A 23,353-nucleotide genomic window follows, 5' to 3' on the forward strand; every position below is an offset into this window, starting at 1 on the left:
ATGACCACTGTCCACGAGAACACCCCGCAGGACAACGGTTTCACCTTGATCACCGCGGATGCGCAAGCCGGGATCGCGGAGCTACCGGACACGTCGGTGGACTGTCTTGTCACCAGCCCGCCCTACTGGCGCCTACGCGACTACGCCCGCGATGCGACGCAGGCACATCCGCAGATCGGGATGGAACCGACGGGCGCCGGATACCTCGACACCTTGCGCGCGGTGTTCGCCGCCGCGCGCCGCGTCCTCGCTCCGCGGGCGACGGTATGGATCAACCTCGGCGACAGCTACTCCACCAACTCCGACGGCTACCGGTGCACCGCGCCAGGCCAAGCCGGACAACCGCGGTATCGACCGCCAGCCGACGTGCCCCACAAGAACCTCCTCGGCATGCCGTGGCGACTCGCCCTGGCCCTCCAAGGCGACGGATGGATCCTGCGTTCGGCGGTCATCTGGCACAAGCCACACACCACCCCGACACCCATCCGCGACCGGCTCGCGACCCGCCACGAGACGATCTTCCTGTTCGTCACGCAACCGGACTACTACTTCGACCTCGACGCGATCCGCCAGCCCTACACTGGCGACCGCGCACTGTCCCGGCGCACCCACCGCAGCGGCAACAAGCCCAACACCGCACGCGGAAACTGGCCCCGCACCCCAGATCAGGGCCAGCGTGGACGCAACCCCGGCAACGTGTGGACCATCCCGCCGGACCGGTCACGCACCGGACACCCAGCACCCTCCCCGGTGGAGATCCCGCGTCGCTGCATCGCCGCCGGATGCCCACCCGGGGGTCACGTCCTGGATCCGTTCAGCGGCAGCGGCACCACCGGCGTCGCGGCCCGTGAACTCGGCCGCCGGTTCACCGGCATCGACACCAACCCCGGCTACCACGCGATCGCGCGACGCCGGATCTCTGCGCTCGGGAGCGACCGGACGGCGGGATGAATCGCGCTGATCCGGGCCGGCCACTCGTTTGGGGCCTCCTTTTTCCGACGATCGACGCTACGCTTTCGGGCCCGCGCAAGGGAGGAGTGGCTGGTGAACAGCGAACGCGAGAACGCGGACACTACCGAAAACGCCGTAGTAATCCCGTTCCCTCGACGCTCCACAAACGACGCGACGTGGATCTACCGGCAATCGGGCCACCGTACGCGCTCGCGTCGTTTTGTCGGCACCGTCATCCGCGTGGGTGGAGCCGAAGGACGCCGGTTACGCCGTGAACTCGCCTCGATTACTGCCGACCTCCTGCGGTGGGCTGCACAGCAGCAACGGGATGAAGCCACCGACGAGAACCAGGAGCGCGCAGCATGAATGCCCGCGGAGAAACACCATGAGCATCGAGGACGACCTCGTCGTCAACCCGCCAGCACCGGCCGTTGAACGCCGCGGGATGAACTCCATCCCGGTCTCAGGCCCCTCCGGCCTCTCCGACTACGCGGTATCGCCGCTCGGCGTCTCGACCGCAGCACTGATGCGCGACGAAGTCCGAGTCGCGTTCCTCGGGCGAACCTCCACTGAGGACCAGCAAGACCCGCGCCAATCACTGGTGCGGCAACTCGGGAACTGCAAGACAGCACTCCCCGAATCCTGGGTGATCGTCGCTCACTTCTACGACATCGAGTCCGGCCGCATGGAACTCGACCAACGGGGACGCAAGGAAAACTACGAACGATTCGACATTCCGATCGCCCGAGACGGCGGCATCGCAGATCTGTTGTCCGACGCGGAACAAACCGCGCGCGGCTTCGATGTTGTCATCTGCGAAAGCATCTCCCGCGTCGCACGCCGCGCCTTCGAAGGTCTCACGGTCGAGCGAGCGTTGGAACGCGCGGACGTTCCGCTGTTCGCCTCCAACGAGCCGATCACGTTGTCCGGTAGCCGCGCGCAACGTGTGCTGCAGCGGCGGATCAACCAGTCCATCGCCGAGTACGAAGTCCTCAACACCCTCGAACAGTCCTGGGGCGGACTGTGCACGCACGTCCGCGAGGGCTTCAACATCGGCAAACCACCGTACGGCTACAAGGCGAAAGTCCTGCCGCACCCCAACCCGACCAAGGCCGAGAAGGGGCACACCAAAAGCAGGCTCGAACCGGACGGGCTCCGTGCGGAGACCGTCACCCAGATCGCGAACTGGCGCTACCACGAAGGACTCGGCTACAACACCATCGCCGACCGCCTCAACGCCGACCTCACGAAATACCCGCCACCGCAGCCGCCCAGCAAGACACGAGCACGCAACGCCTGGGGCAAAGCCAGTGTCTACGAGATCCTCCGCAACCCGAAATACACCGGCTACCAGGTATTCAACCGCCGGGCGATGCGGTCCAAACGAGGCAAGATCAACGACCCCGTCAAGTGGGTCTGGTCACCGAAGCCAGTCCACGAACCGCTGATTCCCAAGTGGATGTACGACGAAGTCAACGCCCGCCGCGAAGCACGCCGTGGCTCACGCGCCGACAACGACCTCAACGCCCATCCCGAAACCCTGCAAACCTACGTCTTGCGCGGCATGGTCTTCTGCACCTGCGGACGCCGAATGGCCGGCACCACACGGCACAACATCGGCTACTACGTGTGCGCACCCAAGAAGAACAACCGCGGACGACCCGATCTCCATCACGGACACCCCAAGGCAACCTATCTGCGCGAGCCCTCCCTCCTCGACGCGCTCGCCCGGTTCCTCTCGGACCGCGTCTTCGGCCCCCAGCGCCGCGAAATCCTCATCGCCGACCTCGACGGGCTCAACGAACGAGCAGCCGACCAAAACCGCGCTGAGCGCGAACGCCTCGAACGCGTCCTCACCGACCTGGCCCGCCGCCAGACCTCGATCTTGCGCCAAGCCCAAGACAGCGACCCCGACGACCCGTTCACCCAAGGCCTGCGACGCACCTACAACGATCTGGAGTCCCAGAAGAAGGCAACGCTCGCCGCCATCGCCAACCTCGACACGATCACGGAGACCGCGCCGGACAAACCCAGCGCACGCGAGATCGCACTACTCGACGCACTACCGATCCTCACGTTCAACCTCGCCGAAGCACCCCAAGACCAGCTCAGAAGCCTGTTCGAGGCACTCCAAGTTGCGATCCAGCTCACAGACAACACCGGAGAAGAGGACGAGCTCAGGATCGAGATCTGCCTCCCCGCTGACGACCTGCCCACCATCATCGACCACGCAGAAAGGACCGGCCACGAGATGCCGAAACCAAGAAAGTCGCCTGCTCAACGAGCAGACGACTTTAGTGAGGATGCTGTATGTACCCCCGATGGGATTCGAACCCACGCTACCGGCGTGAGAGGCCGGCGTCCTAGGCCGCTAGACGACGGGGGCTAGGAACTTCTTGCTGTCTTGCGAGGAAGAACTTACCAGAGTAGGTTTTCCACTTCGCAGCTGGGGTACCAGGACTCGAACCTAGACTAACTGAACCAGAATCAGTCGTGCTGCCGATTACACCATACCCCAACGGATTTGCCGTTCCGTTCGCGAACCGGATCAGCACCGCCGGGAAGAAATATTAGCCCACCGCCTCGCGCACCCGAAACCGGGGGCCGGTGTCACCTCGGCGCGGGCACGCCGATCCGGGCGAACTCGCTGACCAGCAGCTGCGGGAGCTCGTCAAGACCGGCGATGACGTGCACCCCGTCGGGCAGCTCGTCCGCCGCTTCATCCCCGGCCACGTCGTACCGGTCGAGCCAGACGCCTTCGAGCCCGGCGTCGCGGGCCCCGACGGCGTCGGTCTGGAGTTTGTCGCCCACGTGCGCGGCTTCGGCGGGATCACAGCCGAGCGCGGCGCAAACTGAGTGGAACATCACTGGATCAGGTTTGGCGACCCCCACCTCGCCCGCGATGGCCACATGGTCGAAGAACCGGGCCAGCCCGAGGTCGGCCAGCTTGGCGCGCTGGTGGTTACCGGAGGCGTTCGTCACGGCCGCCAGCAGTACGCCGGCGGCCCGGAGCCAGTCCAAGCACGGCAGCACATCCTCGAACAACCGCCACGACAGCCGCAGCTGCTCCTTGCGCCGCTTTTCGAACCCGGCGACGTACTCGGCGTCGGCCGCCACCCCCAGCTCCCCGAGAAAGCACTGCGTGCGTCTCAGATGCATCGAGGCGTAGTCGAGCTCCCCCGCCACCACGAGCGCCACATGCCGGTCGGTGACCCGCTCCCAGAGCGGCCACATGTCCGCCCTGCCGATGAGCGCGGCGAGCGCGCGCTGACCCGCCGCCGAGAAGTCGACGAGCGTGTCGTCGATGTCCAGGCACACCAGTCGCAGACTCGGCGGAGTCCAGGGATCGGCCGGGGCGCCCAGCGCGGTTTCGGGGCCAGTCGTGCACGTGCGCGCAAAATCCACCCAGCGAGGTTAGGGGACAGAACGCGTCAGCGATTCGGCCGACAAGGTGATTAGCCCGGTCGATTCGGGATCGTGACCCTCTACGTTCAGTTGCCCGGCAAGGCCCGCTTCAGCCGACCGAGTGAAACGTCGCGACCGAGGAGTTCCATCGACTCGTACAGCGGCGGCGAAACGGTGCGCCCGGTGACGGCGACCCGGATCGGCGCGAAAGCCTTACGGGGCTTGAGACCCAGACCCTCCACGAGCGCGTCCTTGAGCGCCTGCTCGATCTGCGCCGTCTGCCACTCCGGCAGCTTCTCCAGCGCCTCGATGGCCGCCCGCAGCACCGGCTCGGAGTCGGGGCCGAGCGCCTTCGCCGCCGAATCCTCTTCCGGGGCAAAGGTTTCTTCGTCGACGAACAGGAACCGGACGAGTCCGGCGGCGTCGCCGAGCACCGTGATCCGCTCCTGCACCAGCGGCGCGATCACGTTCAGCTTCGCCAGCTGCTCCTCACCCGGCTGCGCCGGAAGTACGCCCGCCGCGGCGAGGTACGGGATCACCCGCCGCACGAAGTCGTCGACCGGCAGCGCGCGCAGGTGCGTGCCGTTGATCGCTTCGGCCTTCTTCACGTCGAACCGGGCCGGGTTCGCGCTGACCTTCGTGATCTCGAAGGCGTCCACCAGCTCCTGCACGCTGAACACGTCGCGGTCGTCGGCGATCGACCAGCCCAGCAGTGCCAGATAGTTCAGCAGCCCCTCGGGGATGAACCCGCGGTCGCGGTAGTTGAAGAGGTTCGAAGAAGGGTCCCGTTTGGACAGTTTCTTGTTGCCCTCCCCCATCACGTACGGCAGATGGCCGAACTCGGGGGTGAAGTCGGTGACGCCGATCCGCCGCAGCGCCGCGTACAGCGCGATCTGCCGCGGCGTGGACGGCAGCAGGTCCTCGCCGCGCAGCACGTGCGTGATCCGCATCAGCGCGTCGTCGACCGGGTTGGTCAGCGTGTACAGCGGATCCCCGTTGGCACGCACCAGAACCGGGTCCGGGATGGTGCCGGCGGGGAAGCTGATCGGCCCGCGCACGAGGTCGGTCCAGCCGAGGTCCTCGGCCGGCATCCGCAGCCGCAGCACGGGCTTGCGGCCTTCGGCGCGGAACGCCTCGCGCTGCTCTTCGGTGAGCTCACGGTCGAAGTTGTCGTAGCCCAGCTTCGGGTCCTGGCCCGCGGCCTTGCGGCGGGCCTCGACCTCTTCGTTGGTGGAGAACGCTTCGTACAGCTCGCCCGCCGCGAGCAGGCGCTGGGCGACATCCGCGTAGATGTCGCGCCGCAGGCTCTGCCGGTACGGGCCGTACTCGCCGCCGGCGTCCGGCCCCTCGTCCCAGTCGATGCCGAGCCAGCGCAGCGCGTCCAGCAGCTGCTCGTAGGACTCTTCGCTGTCACGGGCCGCGTCGGTGTCTTCGATGCGGAACACGAGCTTGCCGCCGTGGTGGCGGGCGAAGGCCCAGTTGAACAGCGCCGTCCGGATCAGCCCGACGTGCGGGGTGCCGGTGGGCGAGGGACAGAAGCGGGCGCGCACTGCGTTCTCAGTCATAGCTCGTTCAGCCTATCCCGCTTGACGAACCCCGCCGCGCACGCCATCCTGAGGTTATTCAACAAGCGATGAAAAAGGGGTGGAGACGATGAACGAGCGCACGACCTGCCTCGTCGCCGGGGGCGGCCCCGCCGGGATGGTGCTCGGGTTGCTGCTGGCCAGGGCCGGGGTGGACGTGACGGTGCTGGAGAAGCACAGCGACTTCCTGCGTGACTTCCGCGGCGACACGGTGCACCCGTCGACGCTCACGCTGCTCGACGAGCTCGGCCTCGGCGAGAAGTTCGCCGCACTGCCGCAGAGCAGGCTGAACCAGGTCTCGCTGCCGGTCGACGAGAACCACAACCTCACGGTCGCCGACTTCACGCGGCTGAACGTCCCGCACCCGTACGTCGCGATGGTGCCGCAGTGGGACCTGCTCGACCTGCTGGCCGAAGCGGGCCGCGCGGAGCCGAACTTCCACCTGCGGATGGACACCGAGGTGATCGGCCTGCTGCGCGACAAGGGCCGGGTCACCGGCGTCGCCTACCAGACCGCGGACGGGCGGACCGGCGAGATCGAGGCCGAGCTGACCGTGGGCTGCGACGGCCGCTGGTCGGTGATCCGTACCCTCGCCGGGCTGATGCCACGCGAGTTCCCGGTGCCGATGGACACCTGGTGGTTCCGCCTGCCCCGCGAGGGCGACGAGCGCGACAGCCTCGTTCCCGGCATGCGCCGGGGCAGCTTCGTGATCGTCATCCCGCGCGAGGGGTACTTCCAGATCGCTTACCTGGCAAGGAAAGGCACCGACCGGCAGCTGCGCGCCGAGGGGCTGGACGCGTTCCGCGCGAAGGTCGCCGAAGCGCTGCCCGAGTTCACCGACCGGGTGGGCAAGCTCGAGTCGCTGGACGACGTCAAGGTCCTCGACGTGCGGCTGAACCTGGTGAAACGCTGGCACGTCGACGGCGCGCTCTGCATCGGCGACGCGGCGCACGCGATGTCACCGGTCGGCGGAGTCGGGATCAACCTCGCCGTGCAGGACGCGGTGGCCACCGCCCGGCTGCTCGCCGGGCCGCTGCGCCGGGGCCACGTGACCAAACGCGACCTCGCGCGGGTGCACCGGCGGCGGTGGCTGCCGACCGTGCTGGTGCAGGCGATCCAGCGGGCCATGCACCACTCGTTCGTGCGCCCGGCGATCGAGGGCAGGCGCAACGGCCCGCCCAAGGCGGTCGTGCGCCTGCTCAACCTCGTCCCCGCGGTCCGGCGGGTGCCCGCTTACCTGGTCGGTGTCGGGTTCCTGCCGGAGCACGCGCCGGAGTTCGCTAGGCGGTCTGCGCGGGATTCGTGAGCGTGCCGATGCCCTCGATGGTGATCGAGACCTGCTGCCCGTCGGTGATGGGGCCGACGCCGGCCGGGGTGCCGGTGAGGATCACGTCACCGGGCAGCAGGGTCATCACGCCGGAGATGAACTCGACCAGCTCCGGGATCTTGTGGATCAGCAGCGAGGTGCGGGAGTCCTGCTTGACCTCGCCGTTCAGCTCGGTGCGCAGGGCAAGGTCGGACGGGTCGAGCGCCGTCTCGATCCACGGGCCGAGCGGGCAGAACGTGTCGAACCCCTTCGCGCGACCCCACTGCCCGTCGGCGCGCTGGAAGTCGCGCGCGCTGACGTCGTTCGCCACCGTGTAGCCGAGGATGACGCTCGCCGCGCGGGAGGCGGGCACGTTGCGGATCGGCTGGCCGATCACCACGGCCAGCTCGCCCTCGTAGTCCACCTGCTCGGAGGCGGCGGGCAGCTTGATGGCCGCGTTCGGGCCGATCACGCTGGTGGACGGCTTGAGGAAGATCATCGGCGAGGTGGGCACCTCGTTGCCGAACTCGGCCGCGTGCGCGGCGTAGTTGCGGCCGACGGCGATCACCTTGCTCGGCAGGATCGGGGCGAGCAGCCGGACGTCGGCCAGCGGCCAGCGTTTCCCGGTGTAGTTGGGATTGCCGAAGGGATGTTCGGCGATCTCCAGCACCTGCGCCGCGTCACCCTCTCCCTCGATCGAAGCGAACGCGACCCCACCAGCATGAGCAATCCGAGCTAAGCGCACGGCCGTGAGTGTACGGGCCCGGCGCAACCGCCGCCGGGCCCTGCCCCCTCCTCAGCCGCGCAGGTCCTTGTGCACCAACGCGTCACACAGCGCCAGCCAGCTCGCCTCCACGATGTTCGGGTGCACGCCCACCGTGGTCCACTCGCGCTCGCCGTCACGGGATTCGACCAGCACCCTCGTGGTCGCGTCCGTGCCGGGGTGGCCGGAGAGGATGCGCACCTTGTAGTCCGCGAGCTCCACACTGTCCAACCAGGACAGGAACGGGCGCAAAGCCTTGCGCAGCGCGGCATCCAGCGCGTGCACCGGACCGTTGCCCTCCGCGGTTTCGATCACCCGCTCGCCCTTGACGACCACCTTGACGGTGGCCTCGGAGAGCACTTCACCGTCGTCACGGTGGTCGAGCACCACGCGGTAGGACTCCAGCGTGAACGGCGGCTCCCCGTTGTCCTCCCCCGCTTCCTTGCGCAGCAACAACTCCAGCGAAGCGTCGGCGGCCTCGAACGACCAGCCCGCCGCCTCCAGCCGCTTCACCTTGTCCACCACGCTGGTGACGACTTCAGGCCGGCCGGCAAGGTCCACCCCGAGCTCACGTCCCTTGAGCTCCAGGCTCGCCCTGCCGGCCATCTCGGTGACCAGGACCCGCATGTCATTGCCGACGAAGGCCGGATCGATGTGGTTGTACAACAACGGATCCACCTTGATCGCGCTCGCGTGCAGCCCCGCCTTGTGGGCGAAGGCCGACGCCCCGACGTAGGCCTGGTGGGTGTCGGGGGCGATGTTCGCGATTTCGGCAAGGGCATGGGAGACGCGGGTCAGCTCGGCGGCCCCGTTCGGGAGCACCTCCATGCCGAGCTTGGCCACCAGGTTTCCCGTCACGGCGAACAGATCGGCGTTGCCCGCCCGTTCCCCGTAACCGTTCGCTGTGCACTGCACGTGGCTCGCGCCGGCCTGCACGGCCGCGATGCTGTTCGCCACGGCGCAGGAAGTGTCGTCCTGGCAGTGGATGCCGAGCCGGTACCCGGTGCGCGCCTTGACCTCGCGCACCGTCTCGGCCAGGCCGAGCGGGAGCTGCCCGCCGTTGGTGTCACACAGCACGACGACGTCCGCGCCGCCTTCCGCCGCCGCGTCCAGCACGCGCAGCGCGGTTTCGGGGTCGGCGGCGTAACCGTCGAAAAAGTGTTCCGCGTCAAGGAAAACGCGGCGGCCTTCGCGGACGAGGAAGGACACCGTGTCGGACACCATCGCGCAGGCCTCCGCCACGTCCACGCGCAGCGCGCGCTCGATGTGGCGGCGGTCGGATTTCGCCACCAGCGTGACCACCGGCGCCTGCGAATCGAGCAGCGCGCGCACCTGCGCGTCTTTTTCGGCCGTACCGCCCGCTTTCCGGGTGGATCCGAACGCGACGAGCGCCGCGTGCCGCAGCTCCAGCTCGCCTTTCGCGGCGCGCGCGAAGAATTCGGTGTCCTTCGGCAGCGCGCCGGGCCAGCCGCCTTCGATGAACCCGACGCCCAGCTCGTCGAGCAGCCGCGCGACCGCCAGCTTGTCACCGACAGAGTACGAGATCCCCTCCCGCTGCGCGCCGTCGCGCAGCGTGGTGTCGTACAGGTGGAACTCGTCGCCGAGCGGGGTTCCGGCGGGCTCCGTGCGGGTCACGATGTGCTCCTCGTGGTGGGAAAAAGCGGCCAGGCAACAAAAAAACCTCCCGCAGTCATGCAGGAGGTCAGCGCGCCGGGTGTCCTTTGAGGACGCTAGCCGGCGCGCCTGCCGATAATGATGGCGGAGAAAGTCATGACGCCATGATGCCACAAACCCCGCCCGGCACCAAATGCCGGACGGGGTTCGGGACGGAAATGCTCAGCCCACCGGCCGCGTGTTCGAGGACACCAGCGCGGCCAGCCTGTCACCGATCGCCGTGGTGGAGCCCGGATTCGCCTGATCGCGGGTGGCCAGGTCGAAGGCGACCGAAGCCTCGATCCGGCGGGCCGCCTCGCGCTGGCCGAGGTGGTCCAGCAGCAGCGAAACCGACAGCACGGCGGCGGTCGGGTCGGCGAGCCCCTGCCCGGCGATGTCCGGGGCGCTGCCGTGCACCGGCTCGAACATGCTCGGGTTGCGGCGGGTGATGTCCAGGTTGCCGCTCGCGGCGAGCCCGATGCCACCGGTCACCGCGGCGGCGAGGTCGGTGATGATGTCGCCGAACAGGTTGTCGGTGACGATCACGTCGAACCGGGCGGGGTCGGTCACCATGTGGATCGTCGCCGCGTCCACGTGGGAGTAGTTGACCGTCACGTCGGGGTGCTCGAGCGAGACCTCCTCGACGATCCGCGACCACAACGAGCCGGCGTGCAGCATCACGTTCGTCTTGTGCACCAGCGTGAGGTGCTTGCGGGGCCGCTCCTCCGCGCGGTTGAAGGCGTCCGCCACCACGCGGCGCACCCCGAACGCGGTGTTGACGCTGACCTCGGTCGCGATCTCGTGCTCGGTGTCCTTGCGCAGCAGGCCGCCGTTGCCCGCGTACGGGCCTTCGGTGCCTTCGCGCACGACCACCATGTCGATCTCCGCCGCCGTGTCGGCCAGCGGGCCGCGCACGCCCGGGTACAGCCGCGCCGGCCGCAGGTTCACGTGGTGGTCGAGCTCGAACCGCAGGCGCAGCAGCAGGCCGCGCTCGAGGATCCCGCTGGGCACCGTCGGGTCGCCGACCGCGCCGAGCAGGATCGCGTCGTGCTGGCGCAGCTCGCCCAGCACGGACTCCGGCAGCAGTTCACCGGTGGCGTGCCAGCGCGCGGCGCCAAGGTCGTAGGTCGTGCTCTCCACCGACGGGGCGACTTCCCCGAGAACCTTGAGCGCCTCGGTGATCACTTCGGGACCGATCCCATCTCCTGGGATCACCGCGAGCCGCATCCAGACACCTCTTCTCGACCAGTGCGCCGGGGCGCCCTCAGCCCCGTGCGCACGAAAACTCCAGCGACGGCAGGTTACCGGCCGTCGCCATTAGCCCAAACCGGCACCACCCTTATGACTGAACTTCCCCAGCGCCGAGACACCCATTCAGCGCAAGCTCCCCTCCGCGGGGGAGACCCGATGGGCCTGCTGGACCAGCGGCCGGGGCGTGCCGATCCCCGCCCCGGCTGTGTTGGCCACCCGCGTCGCCGTGTTTGCCACCCGCGTCGGTGTATTTGCCGCCCGCGCCCCCTGTTCGTCGGGGCGGGCGAGGGCGCGAGTGTTGGCCCCGGGCGCCGCCAACGCACCAACGCCGGGGGCCAACACACCGACGCGAACGGCAAACTCGCCGACCGAGGCGGCCAACACACGTGCGGTGGCCCCATCTCACGTAGCGGGACGCCCCGGAACGTGGATCGTGATCACCGAGGCACGGGATCCCGAGCCGTTGTGGTGATACAGCGCGAGCAACCCCTGGACGGTGTCCGTGCTCGCGGCGTTGCGGGTGACGACGAGGTGCGTGCCCGGTTCCGCCGCGTAGACCAGCGCCGGGTCGCCGCGCCCGGAGACCGAGTACGCCGGTGCCAGCGGGTCGAACGACGACGGCGTGCCGATGCTGTCGATCAGCCCGTCCACGCTGCTCGGCGCCACGTAGTAGCCGGCGACGCCCACCGTGTAGCTGATCTTGTGGGTGGCCGCGGCCGGGTCGATCCCGAGCGCGGCGAGACTCACCGGCAGCACGATCACGTCGGTGTCGAAGACGTTCGTGTCCACGTCGCCCAGCTGGCCATTGACCGCCTGTACGTCCACCGAGGGGAAGCCCGGGGCGTTGAGATCCACGGTGTTCACCAGCAGCACGTCGGTGCCGGTCGCCTTCGTCACGTAGGACTCGAAGTCCGGCTTCCCGTCGCCGGTGGTGTCGATGTCCACGAACGGGATCGTGTTGCTGCCGAGGTTCGCCCAGTCGCCCCACGTTGACAGCCCGAACGCGAGCAGCGCGCTCGACGGGTCGCCCGCCGCTTTCGCTTGGGGCGCCGTGGAAGTGGCGCCGACGAACCGCAGATCACCGCCCTTCGCGGTGTCGTTGATCGTGCACCCGTCGGTGAGCTTGCCCTTGCAGCTGGGCAGCCGCGGCGACGACGCCTGCAGCTCCAGCACGCTGATCAGCGACTCGTACCGCTCGCTCCCGGTGCCCTGGTCGAGCCCGCGCCCGCTGAGGTTCAGCGTCGCCGTGTCCCCGCGGAAGTTCACCGAATTCGGCGCGCTGATCGAGGAAACCGGCTTCGGCGCCGAGTACACCGGCACCCGCAGCGCCGTCCCGCCGGACGACGGGCTCAGCACCACACGGCCCGACGCGTCGGCGACGAACTGCCGCGCGAGGCCAGCCTGCTCGGCCTCGACGGTCGGGTCGGCGATCTTGCGCAGCGCGGCCGGGTCCGTGATCCGCAGCGTCACCCGGACCTGCGCGACACCGTGCGGAGCGACGCGCACGGAGTTGGTGGACAGCTGGTACTGCACGCCGGGCAGCTGCGTGATGCCCTCGTAAGCGACCCGGTACGTGACCGGGGTGCTGCCCTTGTTGACCACCTTGATCGTCTTCGTCAGCGACAGTGGACGGCTCACCTCGACGGTGCCGAAGCCGACGCTGACCACGCCCGGGTCGTCCTGCACATAGGCGAGCACCGAGGTGTCCACCGCGGCCTTCGCGTCCACGCGGCCCGCGCCGACCCGTTGCGGCCCATAGGTTTCCCCGTTGGCGGCGAGGTCGTGGCCCGCGGTGGTGACGACGGCGGCCTTGACCTCCTCGACGGACCAGTCCGGGTGTGCCTGCCGCACCAGCGCGGCGATCCCGGCCGTGTGCGGCGCCGCCATCGAGGTGCCCGACAGCACCGCGCGGTCGTTGCCGCTGCCGCGGAACGCCGACGAGATCGTGTCACCGGGCGCGGAAACGTCCGGCTTCACCGCCGGGCCGCGCACACCCCGCGAGGTGAACGAACTCGGTGTGTCCACAATGGACGGATCAGCGGTCGGCAGGCTGGTCCGCCCGGCGCCGTAGAGCCGGACCGACAACGTGCCGGCGTCCAGCGCGGGCCGCAGCCGCGCCGTCGCGGAGGCGGTGAACTGGAACATCGGCACGGCCGAGTTGCCCGCGATCGAGGCCCCGAAGTGCTCCACCGCCGAGGAAAGCAGCACGCCGGCGGCTCCGGCGGCCTGCGCATTGTTCGCCCGCGCGGCCGAACCGCAGGCGCGCGTCGCGTCGTTGTCGTCCCATTCCAGCCACACGAACTTGCCCGCCACGGCCGTCTTGTCGGTTGCGCTGTACGCGGCGCAGCCGTCCGCGTTCGCCGACGAGAGCTTCACGACACTGTTCGTCGCGTCGAGGTTGTCGTAGCCGACGTAGTTCAGGCTGTACTGCCCGCCCTTCGGACCCGCGATGTCCGCCGGCGCCGCGACATCGGCCGCGTCGCGCAACACCGAGGCGTCGCGGCTGCTCGCCACGGTAAGCGCTTCCGGCGTGTTGCCGGGCGAGCCCGCGGCGTCGTAGACGTCACCGGCGTTGCCCGCGGAGATCACCGAGAGCACGTCGTTGTCGGCGAGCTTGCGCACGAACAGCGAGTCCGGGTCGTCCGGCGCGCCGTAGTCGCTGCCCAGTGACATGTTGATCAGGTCGAGACGATCGGAGAAATCCCCGTCCCCGTTGGGATCCAGCGCCCAGTCGAGCGCCTGCGAAGTGACCGTCGTCGACCCCGAGCAGCCGAACACCTTGATCGCGTACAGCGAGGACTTCGGCGCCGTGCCCGGGCCGATCTTCATGGCGTTGAGCGAGTCCGCGGTCAGTTTCGAGTAGTCGCCGGTGAAGGTGCCGCCATCGGCGTCGACCCCGAAACCGCCGACAGTGCCGGCCACGTGGGTGCCGTGTTCGCCGCAGGCCAGCGGGTTGGGGTCCGGCGCCGGTTCGGGCGAGCCCGTGGTGCCGCCCGAGTCGTAGTCGTCGCCCACGAGATCGGTGCCGCCCACGACCTTCGCGGTGGGAAACGCGGGGGTGGCCTTCGACCTGTCGATCGCGTTGTAGGCATCCTTCGTGCCTTCGCCGCCGAAGTCCGCATGGGTGTAATCGATGCCGTCGTCGATCACGCCTATCCGGATCCCGTCGCCGTAGCGTCCGGTCTGCTGCCAGGTGGCGAGGACGTTCGTGAGCTGCGCGGCGCTGCTGTTGCCGCGCGTCTTGGGCACCACCGTGCGGATCGACACCACGTCGTCCCGCGCGGCGAGGTCGCGGATCTTCGCCGCGTCCGCCGTCACCACGACGCCGGGGACCGCGTTCGCCGTCTGGTACAGCACTTTGGTCCCGGTGTCGGCGGAGCGGAGCTGGCCCAGCACGGCGTTGACGACGCCGGTGACCCCGGCCTTCGCCGCGTTGGCCGCCTGCTTGGCCTTGTCCGGCCCGCTCCCCTTCGCCTGCTCGGCGTTGAACGCGTCCACGGCGGGCTGTCGGGCGAGTTCGATGAACGCCGTCGTCTTCCCCGACGCCGCGCCGAGCCGGGCGGAAAGCTTGCCCTGCAAGGAATCCGCGGGGATCGAAGCGACCGGCAGGCCGTCCGCCGACGCGTCCTCGGCCGCGGCCGAGACGGGAAGAGACGAGCTGAGGAGCAGCGCGAAAACGGCCGCGGTAGACCGCCGGGCCCAAGGTCTCATGAACCCCTCCTGATCAGGATGAGGCTGAGAACTTAGCGGAGGAGCCCGGCGGCCGACTAGTGCATCGTGGGATAAATCCGACTTTCGTCGGCTCTTCGGTCAGGAAAAGGTCACGGCGCGAATCGTGCGGGCGCCGACGGTGGCCCCGATCGGCTCCAGCAGATGGGAGTCGACCTCACGGTCCACGCGGAGCAGCATGACCGCGTCGGTGCCGTCGGTGGTCTGGCTGATCTGCGCCGCCTCGATGTTCACCGAGGCCTCGCCGAGCAGGGTGCCGACGCGGCCCATGATGCCGGGCCGGTCCGGATACTCCAGCAGCAGCATGTTGCCCTCGGCGCGGATGTCGAAGTTGCGGCCGTTGACCGAAACCAGCTTCTGCACCTCGCCCTTGCCGGTGACCGAACCCGACACGGAGATCGTCGAACCGTCCTCGTGCACGGCGCGCACGGTGACCAGGCTGCGCCAGTTCGGGCTCTCCGACTCGGTGACCAGCTCGACGCTGACGCCGAGGTCCTCGGCCAGCTGCGGCGCGTTGACGAACGTGACCTGGTCCTCGACCACGCGGGAGAACACCCCGCGCAGCGCGGCCAGCTGCAGGACGCCGACCTCCTCGGTGGAGAGCTCGCCGCTGACGGTGACGGTGACCGACGACGGGGCCTTCGAGCTCAGCGCGGAAACCACGGTGCCCAGCTTCTGGGTGAGCGGGAGGTACGGGCGAAGGTCCTCGCCGACCCGGCCGCCGCCGGCGACGTTCACCGCGTCCGGCACGAAGTCCCCGCGCAGCGCGGCCAGCGTCGAGTAGGCGACGTCGGTGCCCGCCCTGTCCTGCGCCTCGGCGGTGGAGGCGCCAAGGTGCGGGGTGACCACGACGTTCGGCAGCTCGAACAGCGGGCTCTCGGTGGTGGGCTCCTTGACGAACACGTCGATGCCCGCGCCGCCGACGTGGCCGCTGCGGATCGCGTCCGCCAGCGCCTCCTCGTCGATGAGACCGCCGCGCGCGGCGTTCACGATGATCACGCCCTGCTTGGTCTTCTTGAGCGCCTCGGCGTCGATCAGGCCGACCGTCTCCGGCGTCTTGGGCAGGTGGATCGAGATCGCGTCGGCGCGGGAGAGCAGCTCGTCGAGGCTGACCAGCTCGGCGCCCAGCTGCGCGGCGCGCGCGGCCGAGACGTACGGGTCGTACGCGATGATCGTGGTGTCGAAGGAGGCGAGCCGCTGCGCGAACAGCTGGCCGATCTTGCCGAACCCGACGACGCCGATGGTCTTGCCCTGGAGCTCGATCCCGCTGTAGGCGCTGCGCTTCCACTCGCCGCCGCGGAGGCTCTGGTCGGCGGCCGGGACGCGGCGGGCGACCGCGAGCAGCAGCGCGATGGCGTGCTCGCAGGCCGAGACGATGTTGGAGGTGGGTGCGTTGACCACGAGCACGCCCTTGGCGGTGGCCGCGGGCACCTCGACGTTGTCCAGGCCCACGCCGGCGCGGGCGACGACCTTGAGCCGGTTCGTCGCCGCGAAGACCTCGGCGTCGACCTTCGTGGCGGATCGGACCAACAGCGCGTCGGCGCCCTTCACCGCTTCGAGGAGCGCGGGACGGTCGGTACCGTCCACATGCTGGACCTCGACCTCGTCACCGAAAACACTCAGCACGGAGGGTGCCAGCTTTTCGGCGATAAGAACGACGGGCTTGCTGGGGTTGGTCACGATGGGACTCCCAAAGAAGACGCGGCCGTGGATGCCCCCGAAGTCTAGTCGCGCTGTTCAGGCGGGCTGTTAACGGGCGCGCAACCCGCGGAAAACAAGATCGACGACTCGCGCCAGCGAAGGCTTCCCGCCCGCCGCGTGCTCGCTCGCCCAGGCCGCGGAATGCACCAGCAGCAACACTTCCGGCGCTGTCACGTCCGCGCGCAGCTCCCCCGCCGCGCGGGCCCGCTCGACCAGATGGCCGGCGCTCTCCCGCATCCCGTGGCACGACCGGGACAGCTGCGAGGTCTCGTCCGCGAGCGCGTCGGCGAGTGCGTCGGTCAGGCCCCGGTAGACGGTCGACGCTTCGCCCATTTCGATCGCCCACGCCTTGAGCGCGTCGATCGGCGACGGGTGCCCGAGCAGGTCGTCGGCGGCCTTGGCCTGCGCGTCGAACCGCTCGCGCAGCAGCGCTTCGAGCAGGGCCTCGCGGGTGGGGAAATGCCGGTACAGCGTGCCGATGCCGACCCCGGCCCGCCGCGCTATCTCCTCCAGCGACGCGTCGATCCCGCGCTCGGCGAAGGCCCGCCGCGCCTCCTCGAGCAGGCGTTCGTAGTTGCGGCGGGCGTCGGCTCGCATGGCCTTGGGGTTCGCGCTGGTCATCGCGGCCAAGAATAGCCTCGACAAATCGGAGGCAACCTCCGCTACACTCAAGCGGAGGCACCCTCACGTTAAGGAGAGCAGCATGCGGGGAAAGGTCGGAGTCTGGCTCTACGGGGCCCGGCTCACCGATGCCGGGGAGGAGCGCGAGCAGCTGCGCCGCATAGACCGGCTCGGCTACGAATCGGCGTGGATCGGCGAACAGGTCGGCGGCAAGGACGCGATGGCACGATCGGCGATCGCGCTCGCGGCCACCGAACGGCTCACCATCGGCACCGGGATCGCGAACCTATGGGCGCGCCCGGCGCCCACGATGCAGGCGGGCGGGCGCACGCTCGCCGAGGCGTTCCCCGGCCGGTTCGTGCTCGGCATCGGGATCGGGCACCCGTTCCAGGCCGAGAGCCTCGGCGAGCAGTACCGGAAACCGTTGACACTCATGAAGAACTATCTGTCCCGAATGGACGAAGAGGCCGCGCTCAACCCGCCGGCGCGGCCGTTCCGGCGGGTGCTCGGCGCGATCGGGCCGAAGATGCTTGCGCTGTCCAGGGATGCCGCCGACGGTGCACACCCGTTCTTCATGCCGTTGGCGCACACGGTTTCCGCCAGGGAGATCCTCGGGCCGGACAAGCTGCTCGTGCCGCACCAGACCGTGCTGCTCGAGCCGGATCCGCGGCGCGCCAGGGAAATCGCGCGGCCCTTCGTCCGGTTCGTGCTCACCGAAGGGGCGAGCGCGTATCCGAAGGCGTGGCGGGATTTCGGCTACGACCTCGACGGCACTTCGGACCGGCTCGTCGACGCCGCGGTCGCCTGGGGCGACGAGGAAGCGATCGCGAAACGGGTGCGCGAACAGCTCGACGCGGGCGCGGACCAGGTGCTGATCACCCCGCTGGCGGACACGCTGACCGGCACCGCCGACCAGCTGGAACGGCTCGCTCCCGCCCTGCTGGGGTAGACAAACGGAGTCTCCAGTCCGTATCTTGGGCGGCATGAACGACTCCCCCGCCGACGTCTTCCGCCGGCTCAGCGAAGGCATCTCCGGCGGGCGCTGGGGTGAACTGGGCGAGCTCTACGCCGAGGACACCGTGGTCGAACACCCTCAGCGTCCGCCGGCGGGCGCGCGCATGACAGGACGCGCCGCCGTGGCCCAGCGCTTCACGGCGATGGGCTCGGCCATCGAACTCCGCGCGCGGGACGTGGTGGTGCACGAGACGACCGATCCGGAGGTGATCGTCGCCGAATACACCTACGACGGACCCGGTTTCACCAGCGCGAACATCCAGATGCTGCGGGTGCGCGACGGGCTCATCACGCATTCCCGGGACTACCACGACTTCTATCGCATGGCCGCGGCCAGCGACGGCCTCGGCGAGCTGGCGGAACTGTACGAGAACAACCCGATGCCCGAGCTGGCCCCGGACTTCACGCCTTCCGCGACGGACACCCGCGGGAAAGTCGTGGAGGAGCTACTGCTCGGTGTCACCCTGGGAAAGGGAGCGGAGACCGCGGGACTTTACGCGGAGGACGCGTATGTGACGCATCCGTTCGGCATCGACTCACCGCCGCTGAAGGGGCGGGAGGAGCTGCGGGCACATTTCGCGCCGGCGCGCGGGGCCGGGATGGGCGTGCGCGGTCTGGTCCTGCATCGGGGGCTCGACCCGGAGGTGGTGATCGCGGAGTTCGCCTACGTCGGCCGCCGCACGCGGCCGTTCGTCGCGTCGAACATCTTCGTGCTGCGGATCAAAGGAAACCTGATCGCGGAATCCCGCGACTACGGAGACCACCTGGCCCTGGCCGCCGCGGACCAAGGCGTGGCACCACTTCTCTAGTTCTCCGGCAGGTCGAACTCGCCGTCGCGGACGCCGGCCACGAACGCGTCCCATTCCGAAGGCGTGAAAATGAGCACCGTGCCGTCCGGCTCGGACGACTTCCGCAGCGCGGTGTACGTCAGGCCGTCGGTGTGCGGCACGAAAGCGAATTCGAGCGCGTCCTCGATGGTCTCCCCGGCGGGCTCGGCTCGTTGCCAGCGCGCGGTTTCCAGATCGAGTACGTCTCGGACACCGAATTTGTCGTCGATCGCACCCTGGGGTTCAGACATGGCGTCAGACTAACCACCGTCCACAAACCACCTCCGGTGCACCGCGATGCACCGGAGGTGGCCAGGACACCCGTTGTGATCAGGCGGTTTCGGTGATCGGACGGTCCACCCAGGACATCAGGCCGCGCAGCTTGGCGCCGACCTCCTCGATCGGGTGGTCCTTGCCCGCCTGGCGCAGCTTGAGGAAGTTCGGGCGGCCGTTGTCGTCCTCGGCGACCCATTCCTTCGCGAAGCTGCCGTCCTGGATCTCGCCCAGGATCTTCTTCATCTCCGCCTTGGTCGCGGCGTTGACCACGCGCGGGCCGCGGGTCAGGTCGCCGTACTCGGCGGTGTCACTGCAGGAGTAGCGCTGGCGGGCGATGCCGCCTTCGTAGATCAGGTCCACGATCAGCTTGAGCTCGTGCAGCACCTCGAAGTAGGCGATCTCCGGCTGGTAGCCCGCCTCGACGAGGGTCTCGAACCCGGCCTGGATCAGGTGCGACGTGCCACCGCACAGCACCGCCTGCTCGCCGAAGAGGTCGGTCTCGGTCTCCTCGGTGAACGTGGTCTTGATGGTGCCGGCGCGGGTGCCGCCGATGCCCTTGGAGTAGGACAGGCCCAGCGCGAGCGCGTTGCCCGAAGCGTCCTTCTCCACGGCGACCAGGTTCGGCACGCCCTTGCCGTCCACGAACTGGCGGCGGACCAGGTGGCCGGGGCCCTTCGGGGCGACCAGCACCACGTCGACGCCCTCGGGCGGGGTGATGTAGCCGTAGCGCACGTTGAAGCCGTGGCTGAAGAACAGCGCGTCACCCGGCTTGAGGTTCGGGGCGATGTCCTCGGCGTAGACAGTGCGCTGCACGGTGTCGGGCGCCTGGATGGAGATGAGGTCGGCCTCCGCGGCGGCCTCGGCCGGGGTGAGCACCCGCAGGCCCTCTTCCTCGGCCTTGGCACGGGACTTCGAGCCTTCCGGCAGGCCGATGCGCACATCCACCCCGGAGTCGCGCAGGCTCAGCGCGTGCGCGTGACCCTGGCTGCCGTAACCGATGACCGCGACCTTCTTGCCCTGGATGAGGGTGAGGTCGGCGTCGTCGTCGTAGAAGATTTCGGCTGGCATGGTGGGTAGAACTTCCTTCCTGATTTTTTCGGCTAGCGAGGTGAAGTGGCGGTGATCGAGCGTGCGCCGCGGCCGACCGCGACCATGCCGGACTGCACGATCTCACGGACACCGTACGGTTCCAGCATCCTGAGCAGCGCGGACAGCTTGTCATCGGTGCCGGTGGCCTCGATGGTCAGTGCCTCGGGCGAGACGTCGACCACCTTGGCGCGGAAGAGCTGCACGGTCTCGAGCACCTGGCTGCGCACGGTGGCGTCGGCCCTGACCTTGACCAGCAGCAGCTCGCGCTGCACCGAAGTGGAGCCCTCGAGCTCCACGATCTTGATGACGTTGACCAGCTTGTTGAGCTGTTTGGTCACCTGTTCGAGCGGTAGCTCCTCAACGGCGACCACGATCGTCATCCGGGACACCTCGGGGTTTTCCGTGGGTCCGACGGCGAGGGATTCGATGTTGAACCCACGGCGGGAGAAGAGCCCGGCGACCCTGGCGAGCACCCCGGGCAGATTCTCCACCAACACGCTCAGCGTATGCCTGGTCACTTGGTCACCTCGTCGTCGTCGAACAGCGGGCGGATGCCGCGCGCGGCCATGACCTCGTCGTTACCGGCGCCCGGGCCGACCATCGGCCACACCTGGGCATCCTTGCCGACCACGAAGTCGATCACGACGGGGCGGTCGTTGATCTCCATCGCGCGGCGGATGACCGAGTCGACCTCTTCCTTGGTCTCGCAGCGCAGCCCCGCGCAGCCGAGTGCCTCCGCCAGCAGCGTGAAGTCCGGGATGCGGTGCTTGTGCGTGCCGAGGTCGGTGTTCGAGTAGCGCTCGGCGTAGAACAGGTTCTGCCACTGGCGGACCATGCCCAGATTGCCGTTGTTGATCACCGCGACCTTGATCGGCGCGCCCTCGATGGCGCAGGTGGCCAGCTCCTGGTTGGTCATCTGGAAGCAACCGTCACCGTCGATCGCCCAGACCTGCTTGTCCGGCACGCCGAACTTGGCGCCCATCGCGGCGGGCACGGCGAAGCCCATCGTGCCGAGCCCGCCGGAGTTGATCCAGGTGGCCGGGTTCTCGTACTTGATGAACTGCGCGGCCCACATCTGGTGCTGGCCGACGCCCGCGGCGTACACCGCGTCCGGGCCGACGAGCTCGCCGATCCGCTCGATCACGTACTGCGGGGACAGCGTGCCGTCGGCTGGCCACTCGTACCCGGCCGGGAACGTCTCGCGCCAGGCGTTGATCTGCGTCCACCACGGGCCCAGATCCGGCTTGCCGAGGCGCTCGGTCTCGGCCTGGACGGCCTCGATCAGCTCCTCGATGATCTCCGCGCAGTCGCCCACGATCGGCACGTCAGCCTTGCGGTTCTTGGAGATCTCGGCCGGGTCGATGTCCGCGTGCACCACGGTGGCGTCCGGGGCGAAGGAGTCGAGCCGCCCGGTGACCCGGTCGTCGAAGCGCGCGCCGAGCGCGATCAGCAGGTCGCTGCGCTGCATCGCCGCGACCGCCTGCACCGAGCCGTGCATGCCGGGCATGCCGACGTGCTGCGGGTGCGAGTCGGGGAACGCGCCGCGCGCCATCAGCGTGGTGGCCACCGGGATCCCGGTCTGCTCCGCCAGCCGCTTCAGCTGCTCGGACGCCCGCGCCTTGATCACGCCGCCGCCGACGTAGAGCACCGGGCGACGCGCCTCGGCGATCAGCCGCGCGGCCTCACGCACCTGCTTGCCGTGCGGGCGCAGCGTGGGGCGGTAGCCCGGCAGCCGCATCTCCGGCGGCCACGAGAACGACGTCTGCTCCTGGAGCACGTCCTTCGGGATGTCGACCAGCACCGGCCCCGGCCGCCCGGTGGAGGCGAGGTGGAACGCCTCGGCGATCACCCTCGGGATGTCGGCGGGGTCCTTGACGAGGAAGTTGTGCTTGGTGATCGGCATCGTGATGCCGCAGATGTCGGCTTCCTGGAAGGCGTCCGTGCCGATCAGCGGGCGGGTCTGCTGCCCGGTGATGGCGACCACGGGCACCGAGTCCATGTTCGCGTCGGCCAGCGGGGTGACGAGGTTCGTCGCGCCGGGGCCGGACGTGGCCATGCACACGCCGACCTTGCCGGTGGCCTGCGCGTACCCCGTGGCGGCGTGCCCGGCGCCCTGTTCGTGGCGGACGAGGACGTGCCGCACCTTCGTCGAGTCGAGCAGCGGGTCGTACGCGGGCAGGATGGTGCCACCCGGGATCCCGAACACGACCTCGGCGCCGACCGACTCGAGCGCGCGCACGAGCGACTGCGCACCCGTGACCCGTACCGGCGTGCCGGCGGGCGGGGTGGGCTTGGGCCGGGCCGTGGACCCTGGTGCCGGGGTCGGGCCTGCCTTCGGTTCCGAACGCGAGGTGGCGCTTGTCATCAGTTCTGCCTCGTGGTCACTCGTTCGTGGGCTTGTCAGTCTGGGCAACAAAAAACCCTCGCCGACCAAGAGGTCGCACGAGGGTCGCGCGTCGACGCAGGCGGGTGTGCTTCCCTACGCGTCGACGCGCTGGGAAAGTACAAGGCCGGTCTGCGGTGTCACGGCAACGACGTTAACGAATGCCCGCGAACGGTGTCAACTCACTGGGATCGTGATCCCGGATACTGGGCAGCCCTACTGTCGGACTCCCCGTTGTAGGAAGCCCCGCCTTTCCGCTCCTCACGCGCGCGGTGCACCATCGTGTGGTGGCCGAGACAGAACAGCTGCGGAAGCGCCGGAAAGCGGTCTTCCGGATTCCCCTGATCGCCCTGCTCGCCATTTTCGGGGCGATGGTGTGCATGGCGCCCGCGGCGTTCGCGGACGTGCCCGGTCTGTGGGCGATGTACGTGATCCCGCTCGGGCTGATCGTCTTCGTCATCCGCACCCGCACCGTCGCCACCCCGGAGGGGCTGGCGATCCGCACCATGTTCGGGCACCGCGAACTGCCGTGGGACGCGCTGAAGGGGTTCTCGATCACCAAGCGCGCGAAGGTGCGCGCGGTGCTGAGCGACGACAGCACGATCGCGCTGCCCACGGTGCGCGCGCGGCATCTGCCGGTGCTGTCGCTGGTGAGCAACGGCCGCGTGAAGGACCCGACGGGCCTGGTCGACGACCTCAACGAACAGCAGGCCGGGCAGGCCGAAGAGAAGCCCGCTGAAGAGAAGCCCGCCGAAGAGCCGGAGAAGTCCGAACAGCAGTGAGGCCCGCCCGCGTGTTGGC

At 69.0% G+C, this 23,353-nt stretch carries 18 protein-coding genes, 2 tRNA genes and 1 pseudogene; 7 read left to right on the forward strand and 14 right to left on the reverse strand.

The window, feature by feature from the left end; all coding sequences use genetic code 11:
• The 3 genes and pseudogenes from FPZ12_RS20385 to FPZ12_RS46505 form a co-directional block, all read left to right on the forward strand.
• Positions 1 to 951 (forward strand): DNA-methyltransferase, encoded by a 951-nt coding sequence (locus FPZ12_RS20385; RefSeq protein WP_144747340.1) that lies wholly within the window; start codon positions 1 to 3, stop codon positions 949 to 951.
• Between the two features lie 93 nt (positions 952 to 1,044).
• Positions 1,045 to 1,317, forward strand: coding sequence for a hypothetical protein (locus tag FPZ12_RS20390; RefSeq protein WP_144747338.1), 273 nt, complete (start codon positions 1,045 to 1,047; stop codon positions 1,315 to 1,317).
• Positions 1,318 to 1,636: 319 nt separating this feature from the next.
• A pseudogene (locus tag FPZ12_RS46505) lies at positions 1,637 to 2,620 on the forward strand (recombinase family protein); the annotation flags it as partial.
• Between the two features lie 644 nt (positions 2,621 to 3,264).
• Here FPZ12_RS46505 and FPZ12_RS20400 read toward each other — a convergent pair.
• The 4 genes from FPZ12_RS20400 to gltX form a co-directional block, all read right to left on the reverse strand.
• A tRNA-Glu gene (locus FPZ12_RS20400) sits at positions 3,265 to 3,337 on the reverse strand.
• A gap of 60 nt (positions 3,338 to 3,397) precedes the next feature.
• Positions 3,398 to 3,469 (reverse strand) — tRNA-Gln (locus FPZ12_RS20405).
• Between the two features lie 92 nt (positions 3,470 to 3,561).
• A complete protein-coding gene (locus tag FPZ12_RS20410) occupies positions 3,562 to 4,269 on the reverse strand; it encodes an HAD family hydrolase (protein ID WP_144747427.1) in 708 nt (235 codons plus the stop codon).
• 173 nt (positions 4,270 to 4,442) lie between these two features.
• A complete protein-coding gene (gene gltX, locus FPZ12_RS20415) occupies positions 4,443 to 5,921 on the reverse strand; it encodes a glutamate--tRNA ligase (RefSeq protein ID WP_144747336.1) in 1,479 nt (492 codons plus the stop codon).
• An 88-nt stretch (positions 5,922 to 6,009) separates the two neighbouring features.
• On the opposite strand from gltX, the gene FPZ12_RS20420 reads away from it, so the two are divergent.
• Positions 6,010 to 7,245, forward strand: a complete 1,236-nt coding sequence (locus tag FPZ12_RS20420) for an FAD-dependent oxidoreductase (protein WP_144747334.1) — start codon at positions 6,010 to 6,012, stop codon at positions 7,243 to 7,245.
• Here the strand turns inward: FPZ12_RS20420 and FPZ12_RS20425 are convergent.
• From FPZ12_RS20425 to FPZ12_RS20450, 6 genes are all read right to left on the reverse strand, one after another.
• Positions 7,220 to 7,990 (reverse strand): fumarylacetoacetate hydrolase family protein, encoded by a 771-nt coding sequence (locus FPZ12_RS20425; protein WP_144747332.1) that lies wholly within the window; start codon positions 7,988 to 7,990, stop codon positions 7,220 to 7,222. The two genes, FPZ12_RS20420 and FPZ12_RS20425, sit on opposite strands and share 26 nt — an antisense overlap.
• A 51-nt stretch (positions 7,991 to 8,041) precedes the next feature.
• Positions 8,042 to 9,643, reverse strand: a complete 1,602-nt coding sequence (gene cimA, locus FPZ12_RS20430) for a citramalate synthase (protein ID WP_144747330.1) — start codon at positions 9,641 to 9,643, stop codon at positions 8,042 to 8,044.
• A gap of 201 nt (positions 9,644 to 9,844) precedes the next feature.
• Complete coding sequence (locus FPZ12_RS20435; protein WP_144747328.1) at positions 9,845 to 10,888, reverse strand: 3-isopropylmalate dehydrogenase; 1,044 nt, start codon at positions 10,886 to 10,888, stop codon at positions 9,845 to 9,847.
• 426 nt (positions 10,889 to 11,314) lie between these two features.
• A complete protein-coding gene (locus FPZ12_RS20440; protein WP_144747326.1) occupies positions 11,315 to 14,623 on the reverse strand; it encodes a S8 family serine peptidase in 3,309 nt (1,102 codons plus the stop codon).
• A gap of 99 nt (positions 14,624 to 14,722) precedes the next feature.
• Positions 14,723 to 16,321, reverse strand: a complete 1,599-nt coding sequence (gene serA / locus FPZ12_RS20445) for a phosphoglycerate dehydrogenase (RefSeq protein ID WP_144747324.1) — start codon at positions 16,319 to 16,321, stop codon at positions 14,723 to 14,725.
• 69 nt (positions 16,322 to 16,390) lie between these two features.
• Positions 16,391 to 16,963, reverse strand: coding sequence for a TetR/AcrR family transcriptional regulator (locus FPZ12_RS20450; RefSeq protein WP_144747322.1), 573 nt, complete (start codon positions 16,961 to 16,963; stop codon positions 16,391 to 16,393).
• Between the two features lie 82 nt (positions 16,964 to 17,045).
• On the opposite strand from FPZ12_RS20450, the gene FPZ12_RS20455 reads away from it, so the two are divergent.
• Positions 17,046 to 17,912 (forward strand): TIGR03620 family F420-dependent LLM class oxidoreductase, encoded by an 867-nt coding sequence (locus FPZ12_RS20455; protein ID WP_144747319.1) that lies wholly within the window; start codon positions 17,046 to 17,048, stop codon positions 17,910 to 17,912.
• A gap of 34 nt (positions 17,913 to 17,946) precedes the next feature.
• Positions 17,947 to 18,786: a nuclear transport factor 2 family protein gene (locus FPZ12_RS20460; RefSeq protein WP_144747317.1), complete on the forward strand. Its 840-nt coding sequence runs from the start codon at positions 17,947 to 17,949 to the stop codon at positions 18,784 to 18,786.
• On the opposite strand, the gene FPZ12_RS20465 is transcribed toward FPZ12_RS20460, so the two are convergent.
• The 4 genes from FPZ12_RS20465 to FPZ12_RS20480 form a co-directional block, all read right to left on the reverse strand.
• Positions 18,783 to 19,055 carry a DUF397 domain-containing protein gene (locus FPZ12_RS20465; RefSeq protein ID WP_144747315.1) on the reverse strand — a complete coding sequence of 91 codons (273 nt, stop codon included), beginning with the start codon at positions 19,053 to 19,055 and terminating at the stop codon, positions 18,783 to 18,785. The two genes, FPZ12_RS20460 and FPZ12_RS20465, sit on opposite strands and share 4 nt — an antisense overlap.
• A gap of 79 nt (positions 19,056 to 19,134) precedes the next feature.
• Positions 19,135 to 20,148: a ketol-acid reductoisomerase gene (gene ilvC, locus FPZ12_RS20470; protein ID WP_144747313.1), complete on the reverse strand. Its 1,014-nt coding sequence runs from the start codon at positions 20,146 to 20,148 to the stop codon at positions 19,135 to 19,137.
• A gap of 32 nt (positions 20,149 to 20,180) precedes the next feature.
• Complete coding sequence (gene ilvN / locus FPZ12_RS20475; protein WP_144747311.1) at positions 20,181 to 20,687, reverse strand: acetolactate synthase small subunit; 507 nt, start codon at positions 20,685 to 20,687, stop codon at positions 20,181 to 20,183.
• Positions 20,684 to 22,534 carry an acetolactate synthase large subunit gene (locus FPZ12_RS20480; RefSeq protein ID WP_144747309.1) on the reverse strand — a complete coding sequence of 617 codons (1,851 nt, stop codon included), beginning with the start codon at positions 22,532 to 22,534 and terminating at the stop codon, positions 20,684 to 20,686. The genes ilvN and FPZ12_RS20480 overlap by 4 nt, the downstream gene beginning before the upstream one ends.
• Before the next feature lie 305 nt (positions 22,535 to 22,839).
• On the opposite strand from FPZ12_RS20480, the gene FPZ12_RS20485 reads away from it, so the two are divergent.
• Positions 22,840 to 23,334, forward strand: a complete 495-nt coding sequence (locus FPZ12_RS20485) for a PH domain-containing protein (RefSeq protein WP_150980421.1) — start codon at positions 22,840 to 22,842, stop codon at positions 23,332 to 23,334.
• Positions 23,335 to 23,353 lie beyond the last annotated feature (19 nt).

This window comes from Amycolatopsis acidicola, from assembly GCF_007713735.2.
In the GTDB taxonomy this organism is placed as follows: Bacteria; Actinomycetota; Actinomycetes; order Mycobacteriales; family Pseudonocardiaceae; genus Amycolatopsis_E; species Amycolatopsis_E acidicola.